At 61.4% G+C, this 22,525-nt stretch carries 17 protein-coding genes; 9 read left to right on the forward strand and 8 right to left on the reverse strand.

Going from position 1 to position 22,525, the window contains the following annotated elements; genetic code table 11:
* Window positions 1-84 precede the first annotated feature (84 nt).
* Complete coding sequence (locus IVB19_RS27925) at window positions 85-2,841, forward strand: bifunctional diguanylate cyclase/phosphodiesterase (RefSeq protein ID WP_247820291.1); 2,757 nt, start codon at window positions 85-87, stop codon at window positions 2,839-2,841.
* Between the two features lie 704 nt (window positions 2,842-3,545).
* Here the strand turns inward: IVB19_RS27925 and IVB19_RS27930 are convergent.
* Both IVB19_RS27930 and IVB19_RS27935 read right to left on the reverse strand, forming a co-directional pair.
* On the reverse strand, window positions 3,546-6,728 hold the full coding sequence (locus IVB19_RS27930) for an efflux RND transporter permease subunit (RefSeq protein ID WP_247820297.1): 3,183 nt from the start codon (window positions 6,726-6,728) through the stop codon (window positions 3,546-3,548).
* A 1-nt stretch (window position 6,729) separates the two neighbouring features.
* Complete coding sequence (locus IVB19_RS27935; RefSeq protein ID WP_524536700.1) at window positions 6,730-7,938, reverse strand: efflux RND transporter periplasmic adaptor subunit; 1,209 nt, start codon at window positions 7,936-7,938, stop codon at window positions 6,730-6,732.
* A gap of 360 nt (window positions 7,939-8,298) precedes the next feature.
* On the opposite strand from IVB19_RS27935, the gene IVB19_RS27940 reads away from it, so the two are divergent.
* Window positions 8,299-8,583, forward strand: coding sequence for a hypothetical protein (locus IVB19_RS27940; protein ID WP_247820299.1), 285 nt, complete (start codon window positions 8,299-8,301; stop codon window positions 8,581-8,583).
* A 567-nt stretch (window positions 8,584-9,150) separates the two neighbouring features.
* Here the strand turns inward: IVB19_RS27940 and IVB19_RS27945 are convergent.
* The gene (locus IVB19_RS27945; protein WP_247820301.1) at window positions 9,151-9,891 is read right to left on the reverse strand and encodes an IclR family transcriptional regulator; all 741 of its coding nucleotides are present in this window, start codon (window positions 9,889-9,891) and stop codon (window positions 9,151-9,153) included.
* Window positions 9,892-10,362: 471 nt separating this feature from the next.
* On the opposite strand from IVB19_RS27945, the gene IVB19_RS27950 reads away from it, so the two are divergent.
* The 7 genes from IVB19_RS27950 to IVB19_RS27980 all read left to right on the forward strand — a co-directional run bounded on the left by IVB19_RS27950 (window position 10,363) and on the right by IVB19_RS27980 (window position 17,327).
* Entirely contained in the window at window positions 10,363-11,208 is an 846-nt protein-coding gene (locus IVB19_RS27950) for an amidohydrolase family protein (RefSeq protein ID WP_247820303.1), read from the forward strand.
* A gap of 16 nt (window positions 11,209-11,224) precedes the next feature.
* Complete coding sequence (locus IVB19_RS27955; RefSeq protein ID WP_018457334.1) at window positions 11,225-12,436, forward strand: CaiB/BaiF CoA transferase family protein; 1,212 nt, start codon at window positions 11,225-11,227, stop codon at window positions 12,434-12,436.
* Between the two features lie 51 nt (window positions 12,437-12,487).
* On the forward strand, window positions 12,488-13,660 hold the full coding sequence (locus IVB19_RS27960; protein WP_247820304.1) for an NADH:flavin oxidoreductase/NADH oxidase: 1,173 nt from the start codon (window positions 12,488-12,490) through the stop codon (window positions 13,658-13,660).
* A gap of 66 nt (window positions 13,661-13,726) precedes the next feature.
* On the forward strand, window positions 13,727-14,938 hold the full coding sequence (locus tag IVB19_RS27965; protein ID WP_247820306.1) for an ABC transporter substrate-binding protein: 1,212 nt from the start codon (window positions 13,727-13,729) through the stop codon (window positions 14,936-14,938).
* 182 nt (window positions 14,939-15,120) lie between these two features.
* On the forward strand, window positions 15,121-15,444 hold the full coding sequence (locus tag IVB19_RS27970; protein ID WP_018457337.1) for a hypothetical protein: 324 nt from the start codon (window positions 15,121-15,123) through the stop codon (window positions 15,442-15,444).
* A 150-nt stretch (window positions 15,445-15,594) separates the two neighbouring features.
* The gene (locus IVB19_RS27975) at window positions 15,595-16,764 is read left to right on the forward strand and encodes an NADH:flavin oxidoreductase/NADH oxidase (RefSeq protein WP_247820307.1); all 1,170 of its coding nucleotides are present in this window, start codon (window positions 15,595-15,597) and stop codon (window positions 16,762-16,764) included.
* 107 nt (window positions 16,765-16,871) lie between these two features.
* Window positions 16,872-17,327, forward strand: a complete 456-nt coding sequence (locus IVB19_RS27980; RefSeq protein WP_247820309.1) for a PaaI family thioesterase — start codon at window positions 16,872-16,874, stop codon at window positions 17,325-17,327.
* Window positions 17,328-17,348: 21 nt separating this feature from the next.
* On the opposite strand, the gene IVB19_RS27985 is transcribed toward IVB19_RS27980, so the two are convergent.
* Genes IVB19_RS27985 through IVB19_RS28005 form a run of 5 tightly spaced genes read right to left on the reverse strand, consistent with a single transcriptional unit; the run spans window position 17,349 to window position 22,496 of the window.
* The gene (locus IVB19_RS27985) at window positions 17,349-18,209 is read right to left on the reverse strand and encodes an amidohydrolase family protein (RefSeq protein WP_247820310.1); all 861 of its coding nucleotides are present in this window, start codon (window positions 18,207-18,209) and stop codon (window positions 17,349-17,351) included.
* A 7-nt stretch (window positions 18,210-18,216) separates the two neighbouring features.
* Window positions 18,217-18,993, reverse strand: coding sequence for an enoyl-CoA hydratase/isomerase family protein (locus IVB19_RS27990; RefSeq protein WP_247820312.1), 777 nt, complete (start codon window positions 18,991-18,993; stop codon window positions 18,217-18,219).
* A gap of 26 nt (window positions 18,994-19,019) precedes the next feature.
* On the reverse strand, window positions 19,020-20,177 hold the full coding sequence (locus IVB19_RS27995; protein WP_247820314.1) for an acyl-CoA dehydrogenase family protein: 1,158 nt from the start codon (window positions 20,175-20,177) through the stop codon (window positions 19,020-19,022).
* Between the two features lie 11 nt (window positions 20,178-20,188).
* The gene (locus tag IVB19_RS28000; protein ID WP_247820315.1) at window positions 20,189-21,259 is read right to left on the reverse strand and encodes an acyl-CoA dehydrogenase family protein; all 1,071 of its coding nucleotides are present in this window, start codon (window positions 21,257-21,259) and stop codon (window positions 20,189-20,191) included.
* Window positions 21,260-21,272: 13 nt separating this feature from the next.
* The gene (locus IVB19_RS28005; RefSeq protein ID WP_247820317.1) at window positions 21,273-22,496 is read right to left on the reverse strand and encodes a CaiB/BaiF CoA transferase family protein; all 1,224 of its coding nucleotides are present in this window, start codon (window positions 22,494-22,496) and stop codon (window positions 21,273-21,275) included.
* Between the last annotated feature and the right edge of the window lie 29 nt (window positions 22,497-22,525).

The following is a 22,525-nucleotide window of genomic DNA, read 5'->3' on the forward strand; positions in this document are numbered from 1 at the left end:
GTTCACGCTATTTACGCTTTTCTTACCCTCGATTGTAACGAGGTCTTCTCGGTTTTGCCGCATCTTGCATCCTTGGGAGGACTCATGAGCACGTCAATCCGAGGGACACGGCTGCGTGCGCTGCTGCGCCGTTGGCGGGGCGCGCCGCTGACCTGGCTGATCGTGGGCGGGTTCGTGCTCATGGCTGCTACCGCCATCGGCACCGCCCTGACCGTCGAGCGTTTCAGACAGAACGCGATCGAAAGTGGTCGCGACAGCCTGGAAAGCGCGGTGCGGCTGCTGGCTGGGCACTTCGATCGCGAATTCGAGCATTTCTCGGTTCTGCCGACGAGCATCATCGCAGAAATGGAAAGCCACGGCATCGAGTCGGCCGATGTTTTCCGCGGCGAGATGGCGACGCTCGCGATGCATGAGATGCTCCGCGCCAAAGCCACCGGCTGGTCCGACGTCGCCGGCGCTAATTTGTTCGATTCCAATGGCGTGCTGATAAACTCATCGAAGCGCTGGCCGATCGCTGATATAAGAATTTCCGACCGGAGGTATTTCAACCGTCTGAAGGATAATCCGGCCTCGAAGGAGGAGGTCGAGCTTGTTCGGGGCCGGTTTGGTAGCGGGCCTGGCATCGTGTTCGCACGGCGTGTATCCGGCCTCAATGGGGAATTCCTCGGCGCCGTGACGCGCGCGATCACACCGGACCAGTTGGAATCGTTCTTCGCCACGACCCGGCTCGGCGAGGAATCCTCCATAGCAATGCACCATCAGAACGGTCAGTTGCTGGCACGCATTCCGCGGGCCGAAGCGATGATTGGACAGAATTTCCGCAAGGCGCCGGCCGGGCAGATCGCGGTGTTCGAGCATCCGTTCGTCACTACGCAGCTCCGAAGCCCAATTGACGGCAGGGAACGCATTGTCGCCTCACGCATGTTAACCCGTGAGCCGCTGGTCGTTGTCGCGACGAAATCGCTTGACGCTACGCTCGCCAGTTGGCGCACGCAGACAAAGTTCTTCGTGGCCCTCGCAGTTCTGTCGAACGCCTTGCTTGTCGCGACGCTTTACTTGGTCTTCCGTCAGATGACGCGCAGGCTCTCGCTAGAGAAGCAGCGGCTCGATACCGCGATGAACACCATGACGCAGGCCCTCCTGATGTTTGACCAGGACGAGCGGCTTATCGTCTGCAATCGTCGCTATCTTGATATGTACGGGCTGTCGGCCGACGTCGTGAAGCCCGGCGTCCATTTCCGAGACGTCATCCAGTACCGGCACGATACTGGATCGTTCCAGGGCAATGTCGAGGCCTATTGCGATGGTATTTTGAGCGCAGCTGGCCGTACGCAGAGCTCAGTGGTCGAGACCAACGACGCCCGTCTGATTGAGATCAGGAATCAGCCAGCGGCCTCCGGCGGTTGGCTTGCTACCCACGAGGACGTCACGGACCGGGTCCGGGCCGAGGAGCGCATTGCGCACATGGCGCATTACGATACCCTCACTGATCTTCCCAACCGCGTATTGTTGCGAGGACATCTAGAGAGCCGGGTCGCGGAGCTTGCCGAAGGCAAGCCGTTTACGATCCTCTACATCGACATCGACGAGTTTAAGGATGTGAATGATTCGCTGGGTCACGAGATCGGAGACGAACTGTTGCGGCAGGTCGCAACCCGCCTGCGCAGCTGTGTCACCGCCAACGACCTGGTAGCGCGGCTCGGGGGCGACGAATTTGCGATCATCAAGGCAGGCACCAGCGATCAGGTCGAGCTGACCATGCTGGCGGAGCGGATCCTGACGGCGCTGCGCGTACCTATGAACTGCAAGGGCCAGGAGATTCCGGTCGAGGCGAGCATCGGCATCGCAATCGCGCCGGATCACGGCGACAATCTTGACGACCTGCTGAAATGCGCGGATCTCGCAATGTACGCGGCGAAATCCGAGGGACGCCGAAGTTTCCGGTACTTCGTGCCCGAATACGACGCCAAAGTCCGTCGGCGACGCGAGCTTGAGTTTGATCTTCGTCAAGCGCTTGCGCGCGACGAGTTCGAGGTGCATTATCAGCCACTGGTCGACCTCGCGGCCAACGTGGTGACCGGCTGCGAGGCGCTGCTACGATGGCGGCATCCTGAGCGCGGCACGGTTTCACCGGCGGAATTTATCCCAGTCGCGGAAGAAACCGGACTGATTGGCGAGATCGGCGAATGGGTGCTGAGGCAGGCTTGCGCGGAGGCAACGATCTGGCCCGACCAAATCCGTGTCGCGGTCAACGTCTCACCGGTGCAGTTCCGCTCCAAGACGTTGGCGTTGAAGGTTGCAGCCGTGCTGGCGGACAGCGGCCTTGCCCCTGGACGACTAGAACTCGAGATTACCGAGATGGTCCTCATTCGTGATGATGAGGAAGCGCTTACGATCCTGAAGCAACTTCGCCAACTCGGCGTACGCATCGCGCTCGACGACTTCGGTACCGGCTATTCGTCACTGAGCTATCTACACCGCTTCCCCTTTGACAAGATAAAGATCGACCGCAGCTTCATCAGTGACATCGGCGAGCCCGACGGCTCCTGCCCGATCGTGCAAGCTGTCGTGACAATGGCCGCGGCTCGCCACATGGCGACGACCGCAGAAGGCGTCGAGACCGAGGCGCAGCGCGAAATCTTGAGACGGCTAGGCTGTAGCCAGATGCAGGGCTACCTGTTTAGTCCGGCCGTACCGGCATTGCAGGTGAGACAATTGCTTTCGGCCCAGCAAGCTTTGCGACCTGAGGGGCCGAGACCTCCTGCGGACTGTCTCCCCTTACGTGGTGTAGCTGGCGGCGGGCCATCCCGTTCACCGGCGAGGGCCGGACAGGTGAGCTGATGATAGCCGGGCGGCTGACGCTTGGATCATCGCTCAACGTGACCAGGCTTCGTGCGCCGCGGCGGTGGAGTTGCTTTCTTTGCTGCAGATTAAACGGCTACTATCCGGATCACCCCATAATCACGAGCTTTGAGCCGGGCGAGCGTTGGTTTTACGACTATCGTACAGGAGAGACCTTCGCCGGCCCAAATCTTCACCCCTAGCTCGCGTCCATTAGATCAAGTTGTGCCCGGACCGCCTGAAGCGCTGCCTTGAAATTGGCAAACGCTACTTCATGAGTAAGTAGCAGCTCCTTGCTGCCATCTCATTGGCCCAGCAACGGCGATATCTCGCTGAAGTGGCTCAGTGGGACATAGCGGACTAGATTTTCCTCTCGCCGACGACATGTAGCTGACATCTGACGCTGCTCAAGAGACGAGCGAGAAACAGGTTAATACCGCTTTGCGCAGTTGATGTACTAAACTTGGGCGACTGACACGTTTTGCCGAGGTTTTTCATAAGTAGACGAGCATCTCAGCACTGATAACCCTTGCTCGAAAAGCTTATCAGTGCGCGAACTGACTCCGTTTTACTCGAAACACTATCAGGTGGCGAACCGAATCCATATGGAGCCCAACATTGCCGCATAAGCCAACAGCACCCTCGCCCGGAAGGGTTACTGCTGAGCATTACCCTTTTGTGTTCACCCACACCGGCAACACCGATCACTCGGCAGCAACGACCCTCGATTTCTTATCGAGCACTGTGTCGATAGTTTCCGGCTCGAGGTCTTCGGTAAAGTCCTTTTCCTGACGATCGCGTCCCGCATGCCGTTTAGGGTTGAACCAGTGCGAGATCCGGTCAAGATAAAGATAAACCACCGGCGTGGTGAAAAGCGTCAGGACCTGACTGACCAGCAGACCGCCGACCATGGAGTACCCGAGCGGTTGACGGAGTTCCGAGCCGGTCCCGTGTCCGAGCATCAGCGGCACGCCGCCCAGCACGGCCGCCATCGTCGTCATCAGAATCGGGCGGAAGCGCAGCAGGCAGGCCCGGCGAATGGCTTCGACCGGCGACAGGCCCTGATCCCGCTCCGCCACGATGGCGAAGTCGACCAGCATAATGCCGTTCTTCTTGACGATTCCGATGAGCAGGACCAGCCCGATGAGCCCGATCAGACTGAAGTCGAAATGGAAGATTAGGAGCGTTGCCAGAGCGCCGACGCCGGCCGACGGCAGGGTCGACAGGATCGTCAGAGGGTGAATGTAGCTCTCGTAGAGCACGCCGAGAATGAGATAGACCACGATCAGCGCCGCCACGATCAGCAAGGGCACGGAGGAGAGCGACTCCTGGAATGCTTTCGCCGTGCCTGCGAAAGTGGAGGTGATGGCGGCCGGCACGTTCATCTGCCTTTGCACCGCATCGATCGCCTGCGTCGCCTGGCCGAGCGCGATGTTGGGCGCGAGGTTGAAGGAGATCGTCACCGCTGGAAACTGGCCCTGATGGTTGATGGCCAGCGGACGCACCGGAGCCGTGGTCCACTTCGTGAACGCCGACAGCGGCACCTCTCCCCCCGTCGTCGGGGAACGCAGGTAGATCTGCTCGAGCGTGGACGGGTTCTTCTGCAGCGAGGGCAGCACTTCGAGGACGACATAGTAGGTGGACAATTGGGTGAAATAAGTCGCGATTTCCCGCTGCCCGAATGCGTCATACAGGGTCGCGTCGATGACGTCGGGGGTGAGCCCGAAGCGGGCGGCCTGATTGCGGTCGATCGACAGCGTCAGCGTGGTGCCTGACGTCTGCTGGTCGGATGCGACGTCGCGCAGCTCAGGCATCTGCTGCATCTTCGCGAGCAGCCTGGGGGCCCATGTGTTGAGCTGGTCCATGTCGGTCGACTGCAATGTGAACTGAAATTGCGTCCGGGACGCCCGGCCGCCGACACGTACGTCCTGCGCCGACTGGAGGAAGAGACGCGCGCCCTGAACCTTCGCCGTCTGGGCCTGCAGGCGACGGATGACCTGGTCGGCCGAGGCGGTGCGCTCGTCGCGCGGCTTCAACGTGATGTACATGGTGCCGTCATTGAGCGTATTGCCGCTTCCGCCCATCCGCATCGCCATGTGGTCGATCGCCGGATCCTTCAGCACGACAGCGCCGATCTCCTGCATGTGCTTCGCCATGTCAGCGATCGACACGTCTTGCGACGTTTCGACGATGCCGGTGATTAGCCCGGTATCCTGTTGCGGAAAGAACCCCTTCGGGATGATCACGAACAGATAGACCGTCAGCGCGATGGTCGCGAAGAAAACCATCAGGGTCGCGAAGCGGAAGCGCAGCACCACGTCGAGGCCGCGCGCATAGCCGTTCACGAGGGCCTGGAACATCCGCTCGCTGAGCATATAGAGCCTGCCGTGATGTTCCTCGTCGTGCGATTTGAGGAAGCGCGAGGCCATCATCGGCGTCAACGTCAGCGACACCAGAGCCGACACGACGATCGTCATCGCGAGCGTCACCGAGAATTCGCGGAACAGGCGGCCGATGATGCCGCTCATCAGCAATAGCGGGATCAGCACCGCGATCAGCGAAATCGAGATCGAGATGATCGTGAAGCCGATTTCGCTCGCGCCCTTGAGCGCGGCGGCCATCGGCGTCTCGCCCTCCTCGGTATAGCGGGTGATGTTCTCCAGCATCACGATGGCATCGTCGACCACGAATCCGACTGCGATGGTGAGGGCCATCAGGGACAAATTGTCGAGGCTGTAGCCGGCTATCCACATCAGCGCGCATGCGCCCAGCAGCGCCAGCGGCACCGTGATCGACGGGATGATGGTGGCCCAGACGCTGCGCAGGAAGACGAAGATCACCATCACGACGAGGCCGATCGTCAGCAGCAGCGTGAACTGCACGTCCTTCACCGCCGCGCGGATCGTCTGCGTGCGGTCCGACAGCACCGAGACCTTGATGGCCGGCGAGATGCCGGCCTGCAGATGCGGCAGTTGCTTCATGACGTTGTCGACGGTGTCGATGACATTGGCGCCGGGCTGCTTGAAGATGACGAGGAAGACGCCGGGCTTGCCATCAACCCAGCCGTATTGGGTATTGTCCAGCGGCGCACTCACGGCATGGCCGATGTCGCCGACGCGGACGGGACTGCCGTTCCGATAGGCGATGACGATGTCGTTCCAGGCCTCGGCCTTGGTGAACTGGTCGTTGGCATAGACGGTGTAGGTGCGGGTGTCTCCGTTGAGGGTTCCCTTGGGATTGTTGACGGTGATGACCGCGAGCGGCGTGCGCACGTCCTCCAGCGACAGGCCCTTGGCGACCAGCTTGGCGGGATTCATCTGGACACGGATCGACGGCGCCTGCTGGCCGCCGACGCTGACCTGGCCGACGCCGCCGATATGGCTGATGGCCTGCACGAGCTTGGTGTAGGTCTCGTCAGACACCTGCGTCATCGGCAGCGTCGTCGATGTGGCGCCGAGCGTGAGAATGGGAGAGTCGGCCGGATTGACCTTCCTGTAGGTCGGCGCGCTCGGCATGTTCTTGGGCAACTGCCCGCTCGCCGCATTGATGGCGGCGAGCACGTCGGACCCCGCACCGTCGATATTGCGCGAGAGATCGAACTGCAGAACGATCTGGGTCGAGCTGGTCTGGCTCGAGGACGTCATCTCCGAGACGCCGGGAATCAGGGCGAATTGCGATTCAAGCGGCTGCGCCACCGAGGACGCCATAGTTTCGGGGTCCGCGCCGGGAAGGCTGGCGGAGACCTGGATGGTGGGGAAATCGACTTCCGGCAGAGGCGCCACCGGCAATTGCGGATAGGCGATGATTCCGACGAAAAGAATGCCGACCATCAGCAGTGACGTCGCGATGGGAAGGCGAATGAAAGGAGCCGAGATACCGCCAGCCATATCAGTCAGCCGATCTGGTCTTGGGCTGGATGGCTGTGGCGCTCGCGTCCATCGTTGGCGCGGCCTGCGGCTTTTCGTCGACCAGCGCACCATCGAACAAGCGCGACTGCCCGGCCACGACGATCCTATCTCCGACGTTCAGGCCTTCGGAGACCACGGCGTTTGGGTCGCCGCTCTGGCTGACCTTGATCGGCCGGGCGCTGACCTTGCCGTTGTCGCCGATCACGTAGGCGAACAGACCCGTCGGCCCGTGCTGCACGCCATCCTGCGGCACGACGATGACCTGCTTGCGCGTGTCGATCAGCATCCGCGTATTGACGGACAGGCCGGGCCACAAGGCGTTGTCCTTGTTGTCGAAACGCGCTTTCAGGCTGATGGTCCCGGTGGCCTGGTTCACCGAATTGTCAATGATCACGAGCTTACCTTGCGACAGCGTCCTGGCTCCGTCCGAGGTCAGCGCCTCGACGGGCACCTCGCCGGCCTCGTAAGCATTGGAAATGGCCTGTAATTGCTCTTCCGGCTCCGTGAATTGCACGGCTATTGGCTGCAGCTGGGCAATGGTGACGATCCCCGTCGTATCCGCGGCATGCACGATGTTGCCGGGGTCAACCAGGCGGAAACCCGTTCGTCCGCTGATCGGCGCCTTGATCGAGGTGTAACCGAGATTGGTCTGCGCATTGTCGATGGCGGCCTGGTCGCCCTTCACCTGCGCAGTCAACTGATCGACCAGCGCTTGCTGGGCATCGAGATTCTGTTGGGTCTCGAATTGTTGTTTCGCGAGCTTCTGAAATCGCTCCAAGTTCAGCTGGTCGTTCCTCAGGTTGGCCTCGTCCTGGGCCTTCTTCGCCACCGCCTGCTCGAGAGCCGCGGTAAAGGGGCGTTGGTCGATCTCCAGAAGCGGATCACCCTCCTTCACCATCTGACCTTGCTTGAAGAACACCTTCGTGATCTGACCGTCGACACGGCTCTTGACCGTTACCGTCCGGAACGGCGAGACGACTCCGAGACCGTAGGTGTGCACGGGAAAGTCGGCCCGCTTCACCTCGAACGAGGTTACGGGAATCTTTACCGCTGCTTGACTGGAAGCACTTTGCGCGGCCGCAGCGACGGCCTTCACGCCTCCGAGGAGCTCATACCACAGGCCGCAGGCGACAGCAGCTATCGCAACGATTCCAAACAGCGCAACGCTAAACTTCGGTCGCCTTGTCAAATCGATAACCCTCTAACTGATTTTACCTGCCTTCAGGTGAACCGACTGATTGCAGGTGAAATCGCCGCCTGGAATTGAAAGTATCGCGTAAAAGATCCTTGCGTCAAAATGACGATCGCGTGGGAGACTCTGTACAAATTTTCATGTTCGCTTGCCGAGAAACGTAGTCGCTCAAATCGAAAAACGTCCAGCGAAGGAAAGGCAGAAACAAACAGAAACTGAGATGTGGAGACACGATGAGATTGCCGCAGCACTCACGTTGAATTGCGGCAGCAATCAAGAATTTCAGGAACGTCCGCCTCAAGTCCGGCCCTATCATCACAATTCAACAAGCGCTGTTTGGCGGGAACGAGGCGCAAGATGAAGGCGAGTCAACCGAACCACCGGGGAAATGTCGAGCTGTTTCGAACGCGATCAGGAGACGGCAGAGATCAAGTTGAAGATGCGCGGTCCGACAACATCTTTCGCATGCTCGACCTCTCGAAGTTCGAGCACAATCGCCACGCTGTCGAGAGTGGCGCCAGCATGCGTGCGAATATCGCGGCAATGGTTTTGCTCGGGCTTCTTGTATTCATTGCAACAGAGGATTTTTCGAAACTCGAGCAATCTAACCTGCGCTTGGATAAATCGGAGTACCGAAATTGAAAAGCAGCCTGTTGCCTCTTCGCCGATCAGCGTCGGCCAAATCTACGGTTACGACGCCGCCAGCGGACAGCAAACTCCGACTAGGTTCATTTCCTAATCCGATAACCCAGATCAGGCGGCGTCGCGATGGGTCTAGCTCGTTCGCCGGCATCCCTTCTGCTCAGCAGAGACTCATGCTGTAGTAGGCAGCGCCGCAACTGATAAGCTTTCGTATGAAACCTTATCAGTCCGCGAACTGACTCCACCGCGGACCAGGACGCGGGCGAAATCCCGACATATCAATAAAACAGAACAAGCTTGGGAGACTTAGGATCAACCTGCTTGCGTGGGCCCGAGCCACACGGGCCAGGCAACTGCCCAACGGAGATGATCGATTCGTCGGTGAAGCCAGTCCCACACAGCACTCAGCATACTTCGAAGCGTACGTATCCTTCCAACGCCGAAGGCAGTCTAATCTGATTTGGTCTTGCTGCCGCCGATGCGCCCCGGTGGTGACTTGACCGGCGGGCTCAGCTTGAGGTCGGTTTTGTGTTGTGAGCAAGTTGGGGCTCGACCGAACGGCAGACGTCACGACAGGAACCGCGCGATTCCTTCGCGGATACAAGCCAGAATTTCGTCCTGTCGCTCCTCGAGACGGGATACCGGGCCGCCGATGCCAAGCACCAGGTCGCGTCCAAAATCGCGTTTTGGCAGCAGGACTGCAATGACTCCGGCATCCTGAACGATGATGTGTCTTGAGAACATGTAGCCGTCGCGCCGGATGCCGTTGACGATCTTCATCAGCCCGTTCAGTTCGAAGTGCTCTTCCCGCGGGCAAACGGCATTGATGCGGCGCAGGAGCCGTTCAATCTCGACGTCGGTATGACCGCTGAGCAGCGTGCGTCCGATTCCGCTGATCGCAAGCGGGCGGATATCGCCGGACTTCACCTCGAAGCGCAGACGCTTGCTGGTCTGCAGAGCGTGAATGTATTGGGCATGCAGATCGGATTGCGTGCTGATGCTGACAAGTTCGTCGAGCTTCTCATGGACGAAATCGACCATCGCAAGGATGGCACTGTCACCGAACAGCCCGGTGTCCAGCCACCGCCCCATCTGGGCGATGCGCATCGTCGGCATGTAGGTGCGATTGTAGCTGTCGTAGAACAGGTATCCCAGCATCGCCATGCTCTTCAGCAACGCCGCGGCGCTGGACGTGGGATAGTCGCACTTCTTCGCGACTTCCTTCAGCGAGATGGGGCGTTTCACATCCTCGAAGTACTCGAGGACTTCGAATATCCGCTTGGCCGATTTGATGCTGGAATTTGTCATTTGCACATATGTGGAAATATTTCTGATCAGCCGATGAGAGGCTTATCTATAAGCTCGAACATAGCACCGTCAGGTCTAGGCATTTAGCGCTTGAGCGCCTCGGCCGCAACAGTTTTACATACATATGGAAATAGAACTACATATCTGTAAGTAATAGACTCGGCGGCCTTCGGCTCCTAATGTTCTTCCCGGCCGGCAAGGCCGCGGCGTCACAGCCGCTCAAAAACAAAAATGCCCACCACGGGTGGCGCATGCCTGCAGGGAGACGTCATGGAGCCGGAAATGAAATTGTCTGCCGCGATCGACTGATGTCGGCCGACTCGGCACGTCGGCGGGCTTGCCGTCGCCACGTCGAACCTCCTCGCGAACATTCTTCCAAAGATCAATCATCGCGCTCGCGACGGCGACGCTTGCCAAACCAGCGTGGCAGCGCCGGCAACACCTCTCAGAACCGAACACGGATTTGCTTGCATGGATTATCGATTGCCCGAAGGCAGCTGCGATTGTCATTTTCACATCTACGGCCCGTTCGATCGCTTTCCGCCCGGAAACGAGGGACGCTTCACCGCCGCGCGGCCGTTCACGATCGAAGACGCCTTTGCCATTTGGGACAAGCTCGGCATCACGCGCGGTGTCATCGTTCATGCGGTGGGATCGGGAGACGACAACGCCGTCACTTACGACGCGCTGCGTCGCTACCCCGACAGGCTTCGTGCCGTCGCGATCCTTCGTCCCGACGTCTCGGATCGGCGGCTCGATGAACTGACCGACGCCGGCTTCAAGGCAGTGCGTGTCACCATGATCCGGCAGGACGGCAAGCCTGTTTCGACGCTCGGCACCAGCTACGACGATCTGGTCAAGCTCGCTCCCCGTATCGCCGAGCGAGGCTGGCATGCCCAGCTCTGGATCGAGAGTTCGGATCTGGCGGCCGCTGCAGCCGAGCTCGAGAAGCTGCCGCTGACCTACGTGATCGACCACATGTCGCGGACCATGGCCGACAAGGGGCACGAGCACCCGGATTTTAGCGCCTTCACCGACCGGCTGAAGACCGGCCGCTACTGGACCAAGATCTCCGGCGCGGACCGCAACACGCGTATCGGCCGTCCGTATGCGGACACGGCACCTTTCATGCGCGCCATCGTTCAGGCGGCGCCCGATCAGGTCGTGTGGGGCAGCGATTGGCCCCATGTCGGCCACAGCGCCGAGACGATGCCGGATCTTCAGGATTTGCTTCGGCTGCTGCACGAATGCGTCCCCGACGAAGCCGTCCGCCGCAAGATCCTGATCGCCAATCCGGCGCGGCTCTACAATTTCTGACAGCACCGAGGAAGCCTTGGACAACAACAAAACCTTGCCGCTCGACGGCGTGATCGTCATCGACCTCGGCCAAGTCTATCAGGGACCGTATGCTGGCTTCCTGCTGGCGCAGGCCGGCGCGACCGTCATCAAGGTCGAACCGCCGAACGGCGAGCCGGTGCGTCATCGCGCCCGCATCAGCAAGGGCAACGCCGTTCCGTTCGCGATGCTCAATGCCAACAAGCGGAACATTAGCCTGAACCTGAAGTCGCCGGACGGGGTCAAGGTCCTGAAGGAGCTCGCGGCGAAGGCCGACGTGCTGATCGAGAACTACGCCCCAGGGGTGCTCGATCGACTGGGCGTCGGCTATTCCGCGCTCAGCGCCATCAATCCGCGGCTGATCTACGGCTCGGCCACCGGCTACGGCCTGTCGGGTCCCAGCCGGGACAATCTGGCGATGGACCTCACGATCCAGGCGGTGTCGGGCATCATGAGCGTAACGGGCTTTGCCGATGGTCCCCCTGTCAAGGCCGGCCCGGCCATCACCGACTTCATCAGCGGCGTGCATCTGTACGCCGGCATCCTCACGGCGCTCTACGATCGGGAGAAGAGCGGCCGCGGCAGGCTGGTCGAGATCGCGATGGTCGAGACCGTCTATCCGGCAATGGCCTCGAACCTGGCCGATGTCTTCAACCGCAAGGCGGCCGGCCCCCGCACCGGCAATCGTCACGGCGGGCTCGCTGAGGCGCCCTACAATGTCTATCCCGCATCCGACGGCTATGTCGCCATCATCAGCGTCAACGAATCCCACTGGGCCGGACTGACCCGCGCGATGGGGCGGCCGGAGCTGGCCGACGATGTCAGGTTCAAGACCGTGCTCGATCGTTTGAAGCATATCGATCTGACCGACCAGGTCGTGTCCGAATGGTCCTCGCAGCTCCCGCGCGACGAGATCGTCGAGCTTTGCCGCGTCAATAGGGTGCCCTGCGCCGCCGTTCGCGACCTGCGCGAGGTGACCGAGGACAAACACCTTCACGCGCGCGGCATGTTGCGCGAGATTGCGCATCCGGAATATGGCGACATCCTCGTTCATCGCAGTCCGCTCGTGCTGCACGATACCGCAGTGCCGGACTACATCCCGTCCGCGCGCCTCGGTCAGCACAATGACGAGATCCTGTCGGAATATCTCGGCTTGTCCGGCGGCGAGATCGATGCGTTGCGCCGCTCCGGCGCCATTGCACAAGCATGACGAACGTCGAGGGGCGAATGACCCGGTCCGCCAATTCAGGGGAAGATCACAATGGTCAAGCTGTTTGAAAGCATTGCATTCCGCGGCGTCGAGCTCAGCAACCGGATCGTCGTCTCGCCAATGGGGATGTATTCGGCGGTAAACGGCTACATCACGCCCTTCCATCTGGTTCACTATGGCAAGTTCGCCATGGGCGGGGCCGGGCTTGTCTTCGTCGAGCAGACGTCGGTCAGCCGAAAGGGTCGCATCACCAACGGCGATCCCGGGCTGTGGGAGGACGGCCAGATCGACGGCATGCGCCAGATCGTTCATGTCATCAAGTCGCAACGCTCAAAGGCCGCAATCCAGATCAATCACGGCGGACGCAAATCGAGCCAGCAGCGCGCGTTCCGGGGCAATAGCCATTTGACGGACCGCGATATCGAAATGGGTGAGGAGACCTGGGTCCCCACGGGGCCGTCGGACGTCGCATTCTCCGATGGCTTCCAGACTCCCATTCCTCTCAGCAAGGACGGACTCACCGGCGTGCGCGATGCCTTCGTCGCGACGGCGCGCCGGGCTGTGCTGGCGGGTTTCGACGTCATCGAGCTTCACATGGCGCACGGCTATCTCCTGCAATCGTTCCTGTCGCCGCTCGCCAATTTCCGCACCGACGAATATGGCGGCAGCCTGGAAAACCGGATGCGGTTTCCGCTCGAAGTCACGCGCGCCGTGCGAGCCGCGCTTCCGTCAGCGACGCCTCTTTTCGTGCGCATCTCGGCCACGGACTGGATCGACGGTGGCTGGGAAATCGAAGACAGCGTCATCTTCTCCCGAAAATTGAAGGAGCTGGGCGTCGATCTGGTCGACTGCTCGACGGGCGGCAATCTGCGCGCCGGATCGACGAACGCTAATCTCGGTCGCGGTCCAGGCTACCAGGTGCCGTTTGCCGAACGAATTCGCCACGAGGCCGACATCGCGACCGGCGCGGTCGGCATGATCCGGACCCCGGATTTTGCCGAGAAGATCCTGCAGGACGGCCGTGCCGACCTTATCTTCATGGCCCGCCAGATGCTCTACGATCCGTTCTGGGCGCTTCACGCCGCAGAGCATTTCGGGCTGACCGGAACTTTCGAGACATGGCCCGAACAATATGGCTGGTGGCTTGCCAAATGGGGCGGAGCGCTTCGCGTCAATGGCGAAAGTCTCGACGGGGTCGAGCGATACCGCGAGGCGGCCGAATAGAACCGCGCGCGGACGCAACATCAATCCTGATTTCGAACGTCAAAAAAATCCAAAGGGAGTGAGAAAATGAGAAGTGTGCTGGCAGCGTCCATGGTTTTCCTGAGTCTTGCTTCGGCTCATGCGCAGGCGCCTGCGTCGAGGCCGGTCAAGCTCGGCGTGCTCAATGATCAGTCCGGTCAATATGCGGATGCCGCGGGCCCTGCGTCGGTTGAGGTTGCCAAGATGGCGATCGCCGATTTCGGCGGCAAGCTGCTGGGGCAGCCGATCGAGCTGGTCGTCGCCGACCACCAGAACAAGACCGACATCGCCTCGGGCATCGCCCGGCGCTGGATCGACACCGAAAACGTCGACGTCATTCTCGACATCGGCAACTCGGCGGTCGCACTCGCACTATCCGATCTGGTCCGCGACAAGAACAAGATGATGATCGTGTCGTCGGCGGGCGCCTCGACGATCACCAACGAAAAGTGTTCGCCCAACACCTTCCAGTGGACCTACAACACCGCCACGCTGGCGCGCAGCACGGCGAAGGCGTTGCTCGGCCAGGGCGGCAACGAATGGTTCTTCCTGACCGCCGACTATGCCTTCGGTCACGCCTTCGAAGCGGATGCGTCGGCCGTGGTCAAGGCGAACGGCGGCAAGGTCGTCGGTTCGGTACGCCACCCCTTCAATACCAGCGACTTCTCGTCGTTCCTGCTTCAGGCCCAGAGCTCCGGCGCCAACGTACTCGCGCTCGCCAACGCTAGCGGTGATACCTCCAACTCGCTCATGCAGGCGCACGAATTCGGCCTGCTCGGCCTCAAGAGCAAGATGAAGGTGGCGGCGCTGCTGTTCCAGATCACGGACGCCAAGTCGGTCGGTCTGAAAAACATGCAGGCTCTGTACACGTCGGAAGCCTTCTACTGGAACCGCAACGACGCCTCGCGCGAATTCGGCAAGCGCTTCTTCGACAAGGTCGGGCGGATGCCGACCATGGTTCAGGCCGGAATGTACTCGGCAACCCTGCACTATCTGAAGGCCGTCGAAGCCGCCGGAACGCTCGACACGGCCGCCGTGCTGGCGAAATTCCGTTCAATGCCGGTGAAGGATTTCTTCTCGGAGAACGGATCTGTCCGCGAGGACGGCATGCACATCCACGACTATTACCTGCTGCGGGCAAAGACGGTGGAGCAGTCCAAGGGGCCGTGGGACTTCTACGAGGTCGTCGCAACGGTCCCGGCCGAAGACGCCAACATTCCGCGCGAACAGAGCAAGTGTTCGCTGATGAAGAAGTCCTGATCTCCAGGCTTCGTGAAGGATCGTTGAGCGGCAGCCCGGTGCTGCCGCTCAACGGGGCGGCTTCCAGCGCTCGGTCGAGTTGAAATGCCCGGCTTGGCTTCCGGTCCCCCAGAATTTGTGCTTATATGGCGACGAGCCTGAATTTAGGATCTCTGACAACACGATCCGGAAAAGGGTGGTCCATGACCGATCAGGCGCGAGAAGCTGTCGAGCTGCTGCTCAAGAACCGTCAATTGGACAATCGGCAATCCTATCTCGTACGCGGCCGCCGGTACGAACAACTCTCGGCCGACGATCTTTGCAAGCTCTGGGCGGAGCAGATGAACCGCTGGGCCGACGACTCGATCGCGTTCGATCAGAGAGCGCTCAACGATCTTGGGGTCGAGATGGGATTGCGGGAGATAGCACCGCCCCTCGATCAGATCGCGGAAGCGAGGCAGAAGATTCTTGCGAAATCGGGCAAAGCGTTGGCGACAATTCTTGCAGACCATCGGGACACAGAATAGCGGTGGTCAAGGGACGCGTGAACGACGCCGTCGAGCCCACAAGGTATCGTCAGCGCCTGTTTCACATCCATAGAAATGCGACGCCGTCCCTGACTTGCATTGGCATATGCGGGCCAGCTCCCTAATCTGAAGTCAACAAGGGAGGTCGGGATGAACGAAACGCTGCTGTTCTCACCACTACGTATCCGCGATGTCGAGCTCAAGAACCGGATAGTCGTCCCGCCGATGCTGCAATACGTTGCAGAGCACGGTTTTCCGACGCCTTGGCATCTCAGCAACGCCGGCAAGTTCGCGGCCGGCGGCGCGGGTCTCGTGATCGTGGAATCGACCAAGGTCGAACGTCGCGGATGCGGGACGGTCGGAGACCTCGGCATCTGGGACGACAAATTCATCGCGCCACTCCGCCAGATCGCCAGCCTCATCAGGTCGAACGGCGCGACGGCCGGCATCCAGCTCGGACATACCGGCCGGAAAGGCAAGGCCAAGCGGCCTTGGGAAGGCGACGGCACGCTGTCCGCGGACGAACTCGCGGGCGTCGAGGACGTCAGCGGTTGGGACCTGATCGGTCCGAGCCCGCTGTCGTTCGGCAAAGGCTATGTGACGCCGCGTGCGCTGGAACGCAGCGAAATTCCTGATGCTATCGACAGCTGGGGCAAGGCGGCGGCGCGCGCCGACCAGGCCGGCTTCGACGTCATCGAGCTACATGCCGCCCACGGCTATCTGATCCATTCGTTCCTGTCGCCGGAGGCGAACCAGCGAACGGACGACTATGGCGGCAACGAAGCCAACCGCATGAGATTTGCCGTCGAGGTCGCCGAGGCCGTCCGCGCCAATTGGCCGGCCTCAAAGCCGCTGTTCGTCCGCCTGTCGATCGAGGACGAGGCTGGCTGGGGACCAGCGGAGAACGCCCGGCTGGTGCAGATCCTGAAGACGAAGGGCGTCGACGTCATCGACTGCAGCACCGGCGGCCTCAACAGCAAGGTCCCCAACTTCTTCCGCCTCAACGAGTACGGCTATCAGGTCCAGTTTGCGGACTATATCCGACGCGAGGCAGACATCATGACCATGGCGGTCGGCCTCATCATTCACGGCGACCAGGCCGAAGCGATCCTTCAGGACAAGAAGGCGGACCTCGTCGCTGTCGGCCGAGAGTTTATCCACAACCCGAACTGGGCGATGGATGCGGCACAGAAGCTCGGCGTCGATCCGACCTTCAGCGCGGTCCCGCCGCAGATGGGCTACTGGCTCGAAAAACGGGCCCGCCGCGGCTTTGGCGGAAATCCCTCCACGTGGCAAAAGGGGATCGCGGCGGATAGCTGATCTCCGCCGGGCGCTGGTTGCACCGCCACACTGCTTGTGCTGATTGTCTGCGAGGCGTGCTGCGGCCCACCTCGTGAACATCCAGCAATTGCAGGCTATCACCAGACATGTCGTACGAAGACTTGATCAAGCAGACCGAGGCGCGACGGCCGGCGGCGTGGGAGTTGCTCGGCGTCGGCGCCGTTTCCTACGATCAGACACGCGATCGTGCCGTGATCGAATGGCACGCCGAGCCCCGGCATTGCCATTCCACCGAAGGGCATCCCAAGGGCGGCATCGTGCAAGGCGGAATCGTGACGGGCTGGCTCGATGCGGCCATGGCGACCGCGAGCCTGCTGCGGGGCGAATACCTGATTACAGTCGCGAGCCTCGAGATCAAGGTCGCATTCCTGCTGCCCGCACACCCGGGCCTGCATCGGGCTTACGGCAAGGTCGTCCGGCAGGGACGCAGCGTCGGCTTCCTAGAAGCCGAGCTGCGGGATTCAAACGACGTGCTCATCGCAACGGCAAGTTCGACCGCGGCTTTACGGCCCAAGAATCCCGCCGGGACCGGCCCGGCGTAATACTTTCGCAGCTCTCGGCTCTCAGAAGCCGTAGAGTCGGGCTGCATTGTCGATCAGGATCTTCCTGCGGACGGCCTGGTCGGGCACGCAGCGCCTGAACAGATCCATCAGCACGGACTCCTTCGGGATGGCGTCGTCGGCGTGGCCGACATGCGGCCAGTCGCTGCCCCAGACCAACCGGTCGGGGTTGGCCGCGACCAGCGCCTTCATGAAGTCCTCGGTGTCCTTGTACGGGCTGCCGACCCGCGTGTTGCGATCCGCACCGGACAGCTTGCACCAATAGCGGCCGCTCTTGAGGCCGCGGTCGCAGAACCATTGGTAGCCACTGTAATTGACGGTCTTGTCTGCCATGGTGCGGCCCTGATGGTCGATGACGAAGTCGAGCGGGAGCTTCTCGATTTCGGGCGCCAGTTGCTGCAGATCGCCGGTCTCGATCCAGAGCTGCGCGTGCCAACCGCGCTCGGCGATGCGCGGCGCCAAGGCCTTCAGGTCGTCCAGATTCATGCCGCCGCCCGACAACACGGGCTTGCCGTCCTGGTACAGGAGATTGATGCGCACGCCCTTGAAGCCGGCATCGGTCAACTCGTCTAGCCGCTTGTCTGTGACGTCCTGATTGAGGATCGCGACCGCGCGCAGCTTGTCCGGAAAGCGCTTCAAGGCCTCGAGCGTCACCTCGTTGTCCGAGCCGGCATTGCCAGCATGGACGATCACGCCGCGCGAAGTGCCCATCGTCTTCCAGACGTCGAACAGCATCTCGACCGGGAACTCCTGCTTCGGAGCGAATTTTCCAGAATAGTCGACGGGGAAGCGATCGAACGGACCGTAGATATGGACGTGGCAATCGCAACTTCCGTCCGGAAATTTTTCAAGCTTTTCCGACATGGTGACCTCACTTGCCGGTGAAATTGGCGGATCGGCGCTCCGCCGTGGATTTGACGCCTTCGCGGAAATCATCGGTCACCCGCAGGCGATTCTGCTCGGTGAGCTCGTGATCAGTCGCATGCTTGACGCGGTCCGCGAGCCCCGCGCGCATGGTGGCGCGGGTCGACAGAAGGCCGAGCGGCGAGCATTCAGCGATTTCCTGCGCGAGCGACATTGCGGCCGCACGGACCTGGTCCTGAGGAACCAGTACGCTGGCCAATCCCATCGCCAGCGCCTGCTCACCGGTGACACGGCGGCTGGTGTAGAACATTAGCTCGGCATTCGACTTGCCGACGGCTTCCGGCAGCGTGACGGTCAATCCAAACCCGGGGTGGAAACCGAGGCGCGTGAAGTTCGCGGCAAACCGGGCCTCGGGACATGTCACGCGGAAATCCGCCGACATCGCTAGGCCGAACCCGCCCCCGATCGCAGCGCCCTGCACGGCGGCGACAATCGGCTTCTTGTTGCGAAAAATACGGACGGCCTCGATATAAAGGTGGCCGCCATCCCGCGGGGCGCCGCTTACTTGAGCCTCTTCGGCCGGCGCATCGAAATTTGCGCCGGCGCAGAACGCCTTGCCCTGAGCTGCAAGGACGACCGCCCGGATTTCGCCGTTCACGTCGACCTTGTCGAGCGCGTCGGCAATATCGCGAATGAGTTGGAGATCGAAGTAGTTCAGCGGGGGCCGCTGGATCTCGATCGTTGCGACGTGACCTTGCGTGGTAACTGCGATATCAGTGCTCATGTGGTGTCACATTCCTCTTGTCTTGATCAGCGAAGTCCAAGTCCGCGGGCGATGATGCCGCGGAGGACTTCCGTAGTGCCGCCCTGGATTGTGAGCTTCGGTGCGATCTTGAGCTCAAAATCCAGCTTGTCGCGGAATGCATCCTCTTCGTCGTCCTCGAGGTCGAACAACGAAGCGAGCTCGCGGACCCGATGCGGCAGGCCTTGCTCCCAGAGCGTGCCGAGGTCCTTGACAATTGCCGCCTCGACGACTGGTTCGCGGCCAGCCTCGAGCATCCCTGCCACCGAGACGGACATGCGGCGCAGCGTGTGCAATTGCGCGACCAGCTTTCCGATGCCGACCGTCACCCGGACGTCCGGCTTCGCGCCTGCCGCACTGATGAGCGCAAACAGCGCGTCGTAGGTCTCGAGAAACCGCTCAGGCCCGGAGCGCTCATAGGCCAGCTCGCTGGTGGCCTGCTTCCAGGCCCCGTCGATCTCTCCGATGACATGATCGTCCGGAATGAAAGCGTCATGGAACACGACCTCGTTGAAGTCACGTTGGCCGCTCATCTGCCCGATCGGCCGGCAGGTGATGCCAGGCGTATTCATGTCGACCAGGAAGGACGTGAGGCCGTGCCGCCGGTTTTCGTTGGTCGAGCCGGAGGTCCGAAACAGGCCAATCATGTAATCCGCGATGTGCGCGCTGCTGGTCCAGACTTTCGTTCCGTTGATCAGCCAGCCTCCGTTCGTTCTGGTCGCCTTCGCGCTCGCCGCGAACAGATCCGAGCCGGAATTCGGCTCGCTCATGCCGATGCAGAAGAACAGCTCGCCGCGGATGATACGGGGAAGCACGTCCTGCTTGATCTTCTCGTGGGCGTAACGAATGAGGGTCGGGCCGCTCTGCCGGTCCGCGACGAAGAAGCGCCGCACCGGAGCATTGGCGATCCGCATCTCCTCGGTCACGACATAGCGCTCAAGGAAGCTGCGCTCCTGCCCGCCATACTTCTTCGGCCAGGTCATGCCGATCCAGCCTTTCGCGCCGACGCGACGGGAGAATTCATCGGCATTCTTCGCGCCGACTTCGGGCTTGTCGGGATCGAACGTGCCGGCTGCGATCTCGCTCTCGAGGAACGCCCGGACCTCCTTGCGCAACTCCTGGCAATGATCCGGCAGGCGCATGGCGTCGAAATGAATGAGAGACATCGCGGCTCCTTTCAGCGAGAGGCCAGCAGGGGCCAGAGTTCTCTCGGGCCTCTGGCGGTGATGAACTCGCCGAGCTTAAGGCTCCAGAACGTTTCGTCACCGAACTCATCCCGCCACGACAGCAGGCGCAGTGTAAATCGGTGCAGGATGTGCTCGTCGGTGAAGCCGATCGCGCCGTGAACCTGGTGAGCGATGCCGGTACCGACTTCAACGGCCTCGCTGCAGCGAATCTTCGCGGCTGCGATCTCAAGTAGCGCGGCGTCGTCATCGAAGCTGGTGTTGGCGATGGTATCCGCGGCCGAAGCCGCGGCGGACGCGGCCGCAGCGACGTCGCCGCCAAGCCGCGCCAGGCTGTGCTGAATTGCCTGGAATTTCGAAATCGGTTTTTCGAACGCAATGCGCTGCTGCGAGTACAACACCGAAAGCTCGAGGATCCTGTCCAGTGCGCCCGCAATCTGCTGCGCTCGCACAGCTGCGCCCATCAGCAGGAGGACGTCCTTCTCGCGCCCTCCCGATTCCTTCAGGCGCGCACGATGAACCGGCAGCACGTTCGCGAACTCCACGGTGTCGCGCGCGTCGCTCGCGAGGCTTTTGCCGGGCTTCAGCTTGCAATCGGCCGTTCGGACCAGAGCGACCGACGGCCCCTCGACGCCAGTGGCCAGCACGACGAGATGCTCGACATCGCTCGCGAAGGGCACCATGCGGGCTTGGCCGTTGACGCGGCCGGTCTTGTCGAGTGTGAGGTGATCTTTTGGCCGAACTGGCGCCACCGTCATCGGCCCGCCCGGCGCGGTCAGACCCGCGCGGTCTAGCAGCCACCCCGCCAGAAGCGTTTCCGCGAGCGGCACTCCCAATGCCGCGCGGCCGGCCTCGCGAATGATGCCGAAGCCATCGCCGAGCGACGCCCCTGCACCGCCGGCGCTCTCGGAAGCCCAGGCGAGGTCCAGTCCTATCTCCTGAAGAGACGACCAGAGCGGCGCCTTCCAGGCATTGTCGCGCTTCTGGACAACGGTCTGCGGATCGGCCAGATCCGCAAGGACACGCGCGGCTGTTTCGACGACGAGGGTTTCGGAAGCTGACATCGTCATTCTCTCACTATGTGGATGGGGGGCGCGGGCCGATCACGCCCTCGCTCCGCAGCGTAGCGATCTCGTGCTCCGACATGTCGAGCATCGACGACAGCACCTCATCGGTGTTCGCGCCCAATCTGGAAGAGACCGCGGCCGGCAGCCTGTCCGCGCCGTGAATGCGGATCGGGCTGTCCGGAATGACGATCCGCCCGAACTGCGGATGCTCGATCCATTCCAGCATGCCGCGTGCATGCATGTGCCGGTCGTTGCACACCTCTTCGAGGTCGCGGACCGGTGCCGACGGCACCTTGAATTTCGCCAGTGCAGCGCAGGCCTCCTCGCGGGTGATCTTCGAACTCCAGTCCGCGATCAACTTGTCGGTTTCGTCCATGTTGCGAACGCGCGCGACCTTGTCGCTGAATCGCGGATCGTCCGCGAGTTCGGTCCGTCCGATCGCTTGCAGCAGATTGCCCCAATGCTTGTCGTTGGTCGCAATGATCGCGATGTAGCCGTCACTCGCCGGATAGACATTGTATGGCGCCGCGGAGAGCCCGCCGTGTCTATTGCCGGTGCGCGGCGGTGCCCTGCCGATGTCGTACATGTAGGCCAGGTTCGAGGCGAGCGCGGGAAACACGGCCTCCTGCATCGCTACTTCCACCAGCCGGCCGACGCCCGTGATCTGCCGCTCGTACAACGCCGTCATCACCCCGGCATAAAGGTGAATTCCGCTCATGAAATCGACCAGCGCCGGACCGGCCTTGACGGGCGGGCTATCCGGAAAGCCGGTAACGCTCATGAGTCCCGACACGGCCTGCACAGTCACGTCCATGGCCAGATTGTCCTTATCCGGGCCCGACAGCCCATAACCGGATCCCGACGCATAGACCAGCCGGGGATTGAGCTCGTGCAGCACGGACCAGCCGATCCCGAGCCGATCCATCACGCCCGGCGCGTAGTTCTCCAGCAAGACATCGGCGTCCTTGACCAGGCGCTTGAGGATCTCCTTGCCCTTCGCGGATTTCAGATCCAGCGTGATGCACTTCTTGTGACCGTTCAGCATCGCGAACGGTGCGCCCGACCCGCGACTGACGCTGTCGCGCTGACGAACCGGTTCTCCGGCAAGCGGCTCGATCTTGATCACCTGGGCCCCGGCCTTGGCCATCAGATAAGTTGCGTAAGGGCCCTGATAGACCTGACCAAGATCGATGACCGTAAGGCCATCGAGCGGAAGATTGCGTCGACCCTGCATGTGTCTGTCTCAAATCCCTTGCAAAGAGC

Origin of the sequence: Bradyrhizobium sp. 187 (assembly GCF_023101005.1) — a bacterium.
Lineage (GTDB): Bacteria > Pseudomonadota > Alphaproteobacteria > Rhizobiales > Xanthobacteraceae > Bradyrhizobium > Bradyrhizobium canariense_D.

Excerpts from the sequence above, each read along its gene's own strand:
- IVB19_RS27960 (WP_247820304.1), top strand. The coding sequence starts at position 12,488 with ATGGTCAAGCTGTTTGAAAGCATTGCATTCCGCGGCGTCGAGCTCAGC.
- IVB19_RS27940 (WP_247820299.1), top strand. The coding sequence starts at position 8,299 with ATGAAGGCGAGTCAACCGAACCACCGGGGAAATGTCGAGCTGTTTCGA.
- IVB19_RS27995 (WP_247820314.1), bottom strand. The coding sequence starts at position 20,177 with ATGTCTCTCATTCATTTCGACGCCATGCGCCTGCCGGATCATTGCCAG.
- IVB19_RS27950 (WP_247820303.1), top strand. The coding sequence starts at position 10,363 with ATGGATTATCGATTGCCCGAAGGCAGCTGCGATTGTCATTTTCACATC.
- IVB19_RS27970 (WP_018457337.1), top strand. The coding sequence starts at position 15,121 with ATGACCGATCAGGCGCGAGAAGCTGTCGAGCTGCTGCTCAAGAACCGT.
- IVB19_RS27985 (WP_247820310.1), bottom strand. The coding sequence starts at position 18,209 with ATGTCGGAAAAGCTTGAAAAATTTCCGGACGGAAGTTGCGATTGCCAC.
- IVB19_RS27925 (WP_247820291.1), top strand. The coding sequence starts at position 85 with ATGAGCACGTCAATCCGAGGGACACGGCTGCGTGCGCTGCTGCGCCGT.
- IVB19_RS27975 (WP_247820307.1), top strand. The coding sequence starts at position 15,595 with ATGAACGAAACGCTGCTGTTCTCACCACTACGTATCCGCGATGTCGAG.
- IVB19_RS27990 (WP_247820312.1), bottom strand. The coding sequence starts at position 18,993 with ATGAGCACTGATATCGCAGTTACCACGCAAGGTCACGTCGCAACGATC.
- IVB19_RS28000 (WP_247820315.1), bottom strand. The coding sequence starts at position 21,259 with ATGTCAGCTTCCGAAACCCTCGTCGTCGAAACAGCCGCGCGTGTCCTT.
- IVB19_RS27965 (WP_247820306.1), top strand. The coding sequence starts at position 13,727 with ATGAGAAGTGTGCTGGCAGCGTCCATGGTTTTCCTGAGTCTTGCTTCG.
- IVB19_RS27930 (WP_247820297.1), bottom strand. The coding sequence starts at position 6,728 with ATGGCTGGCGGTATCTCGGCTCCTTTCATTCGCCTTCCCATCGCGACG.
- IVB19_RS27980 (WP_247820309.1), top strand. The coding sequence starts at position 16,872 with ATGTCGTACGAAGACTTGATCAAGCAGACCGAGGCGCGACGGCCGGCG.
- IVB19_RS27945 (WP_247820301.1), bottom strand. The coding sequence starts at position 9,891 with ATGACAAATTCCAGCATCAAATCGGCCAAGCGGATATTCGAAGTCCTC.
- IVB19_RS28005 (WP_247820317.1), bottom strand. The coding sequence starts at position 22,496 with ATGCAGGGTCGACGCAATCTTCCGCTCGATGGCCTTACGGTCATCGAT.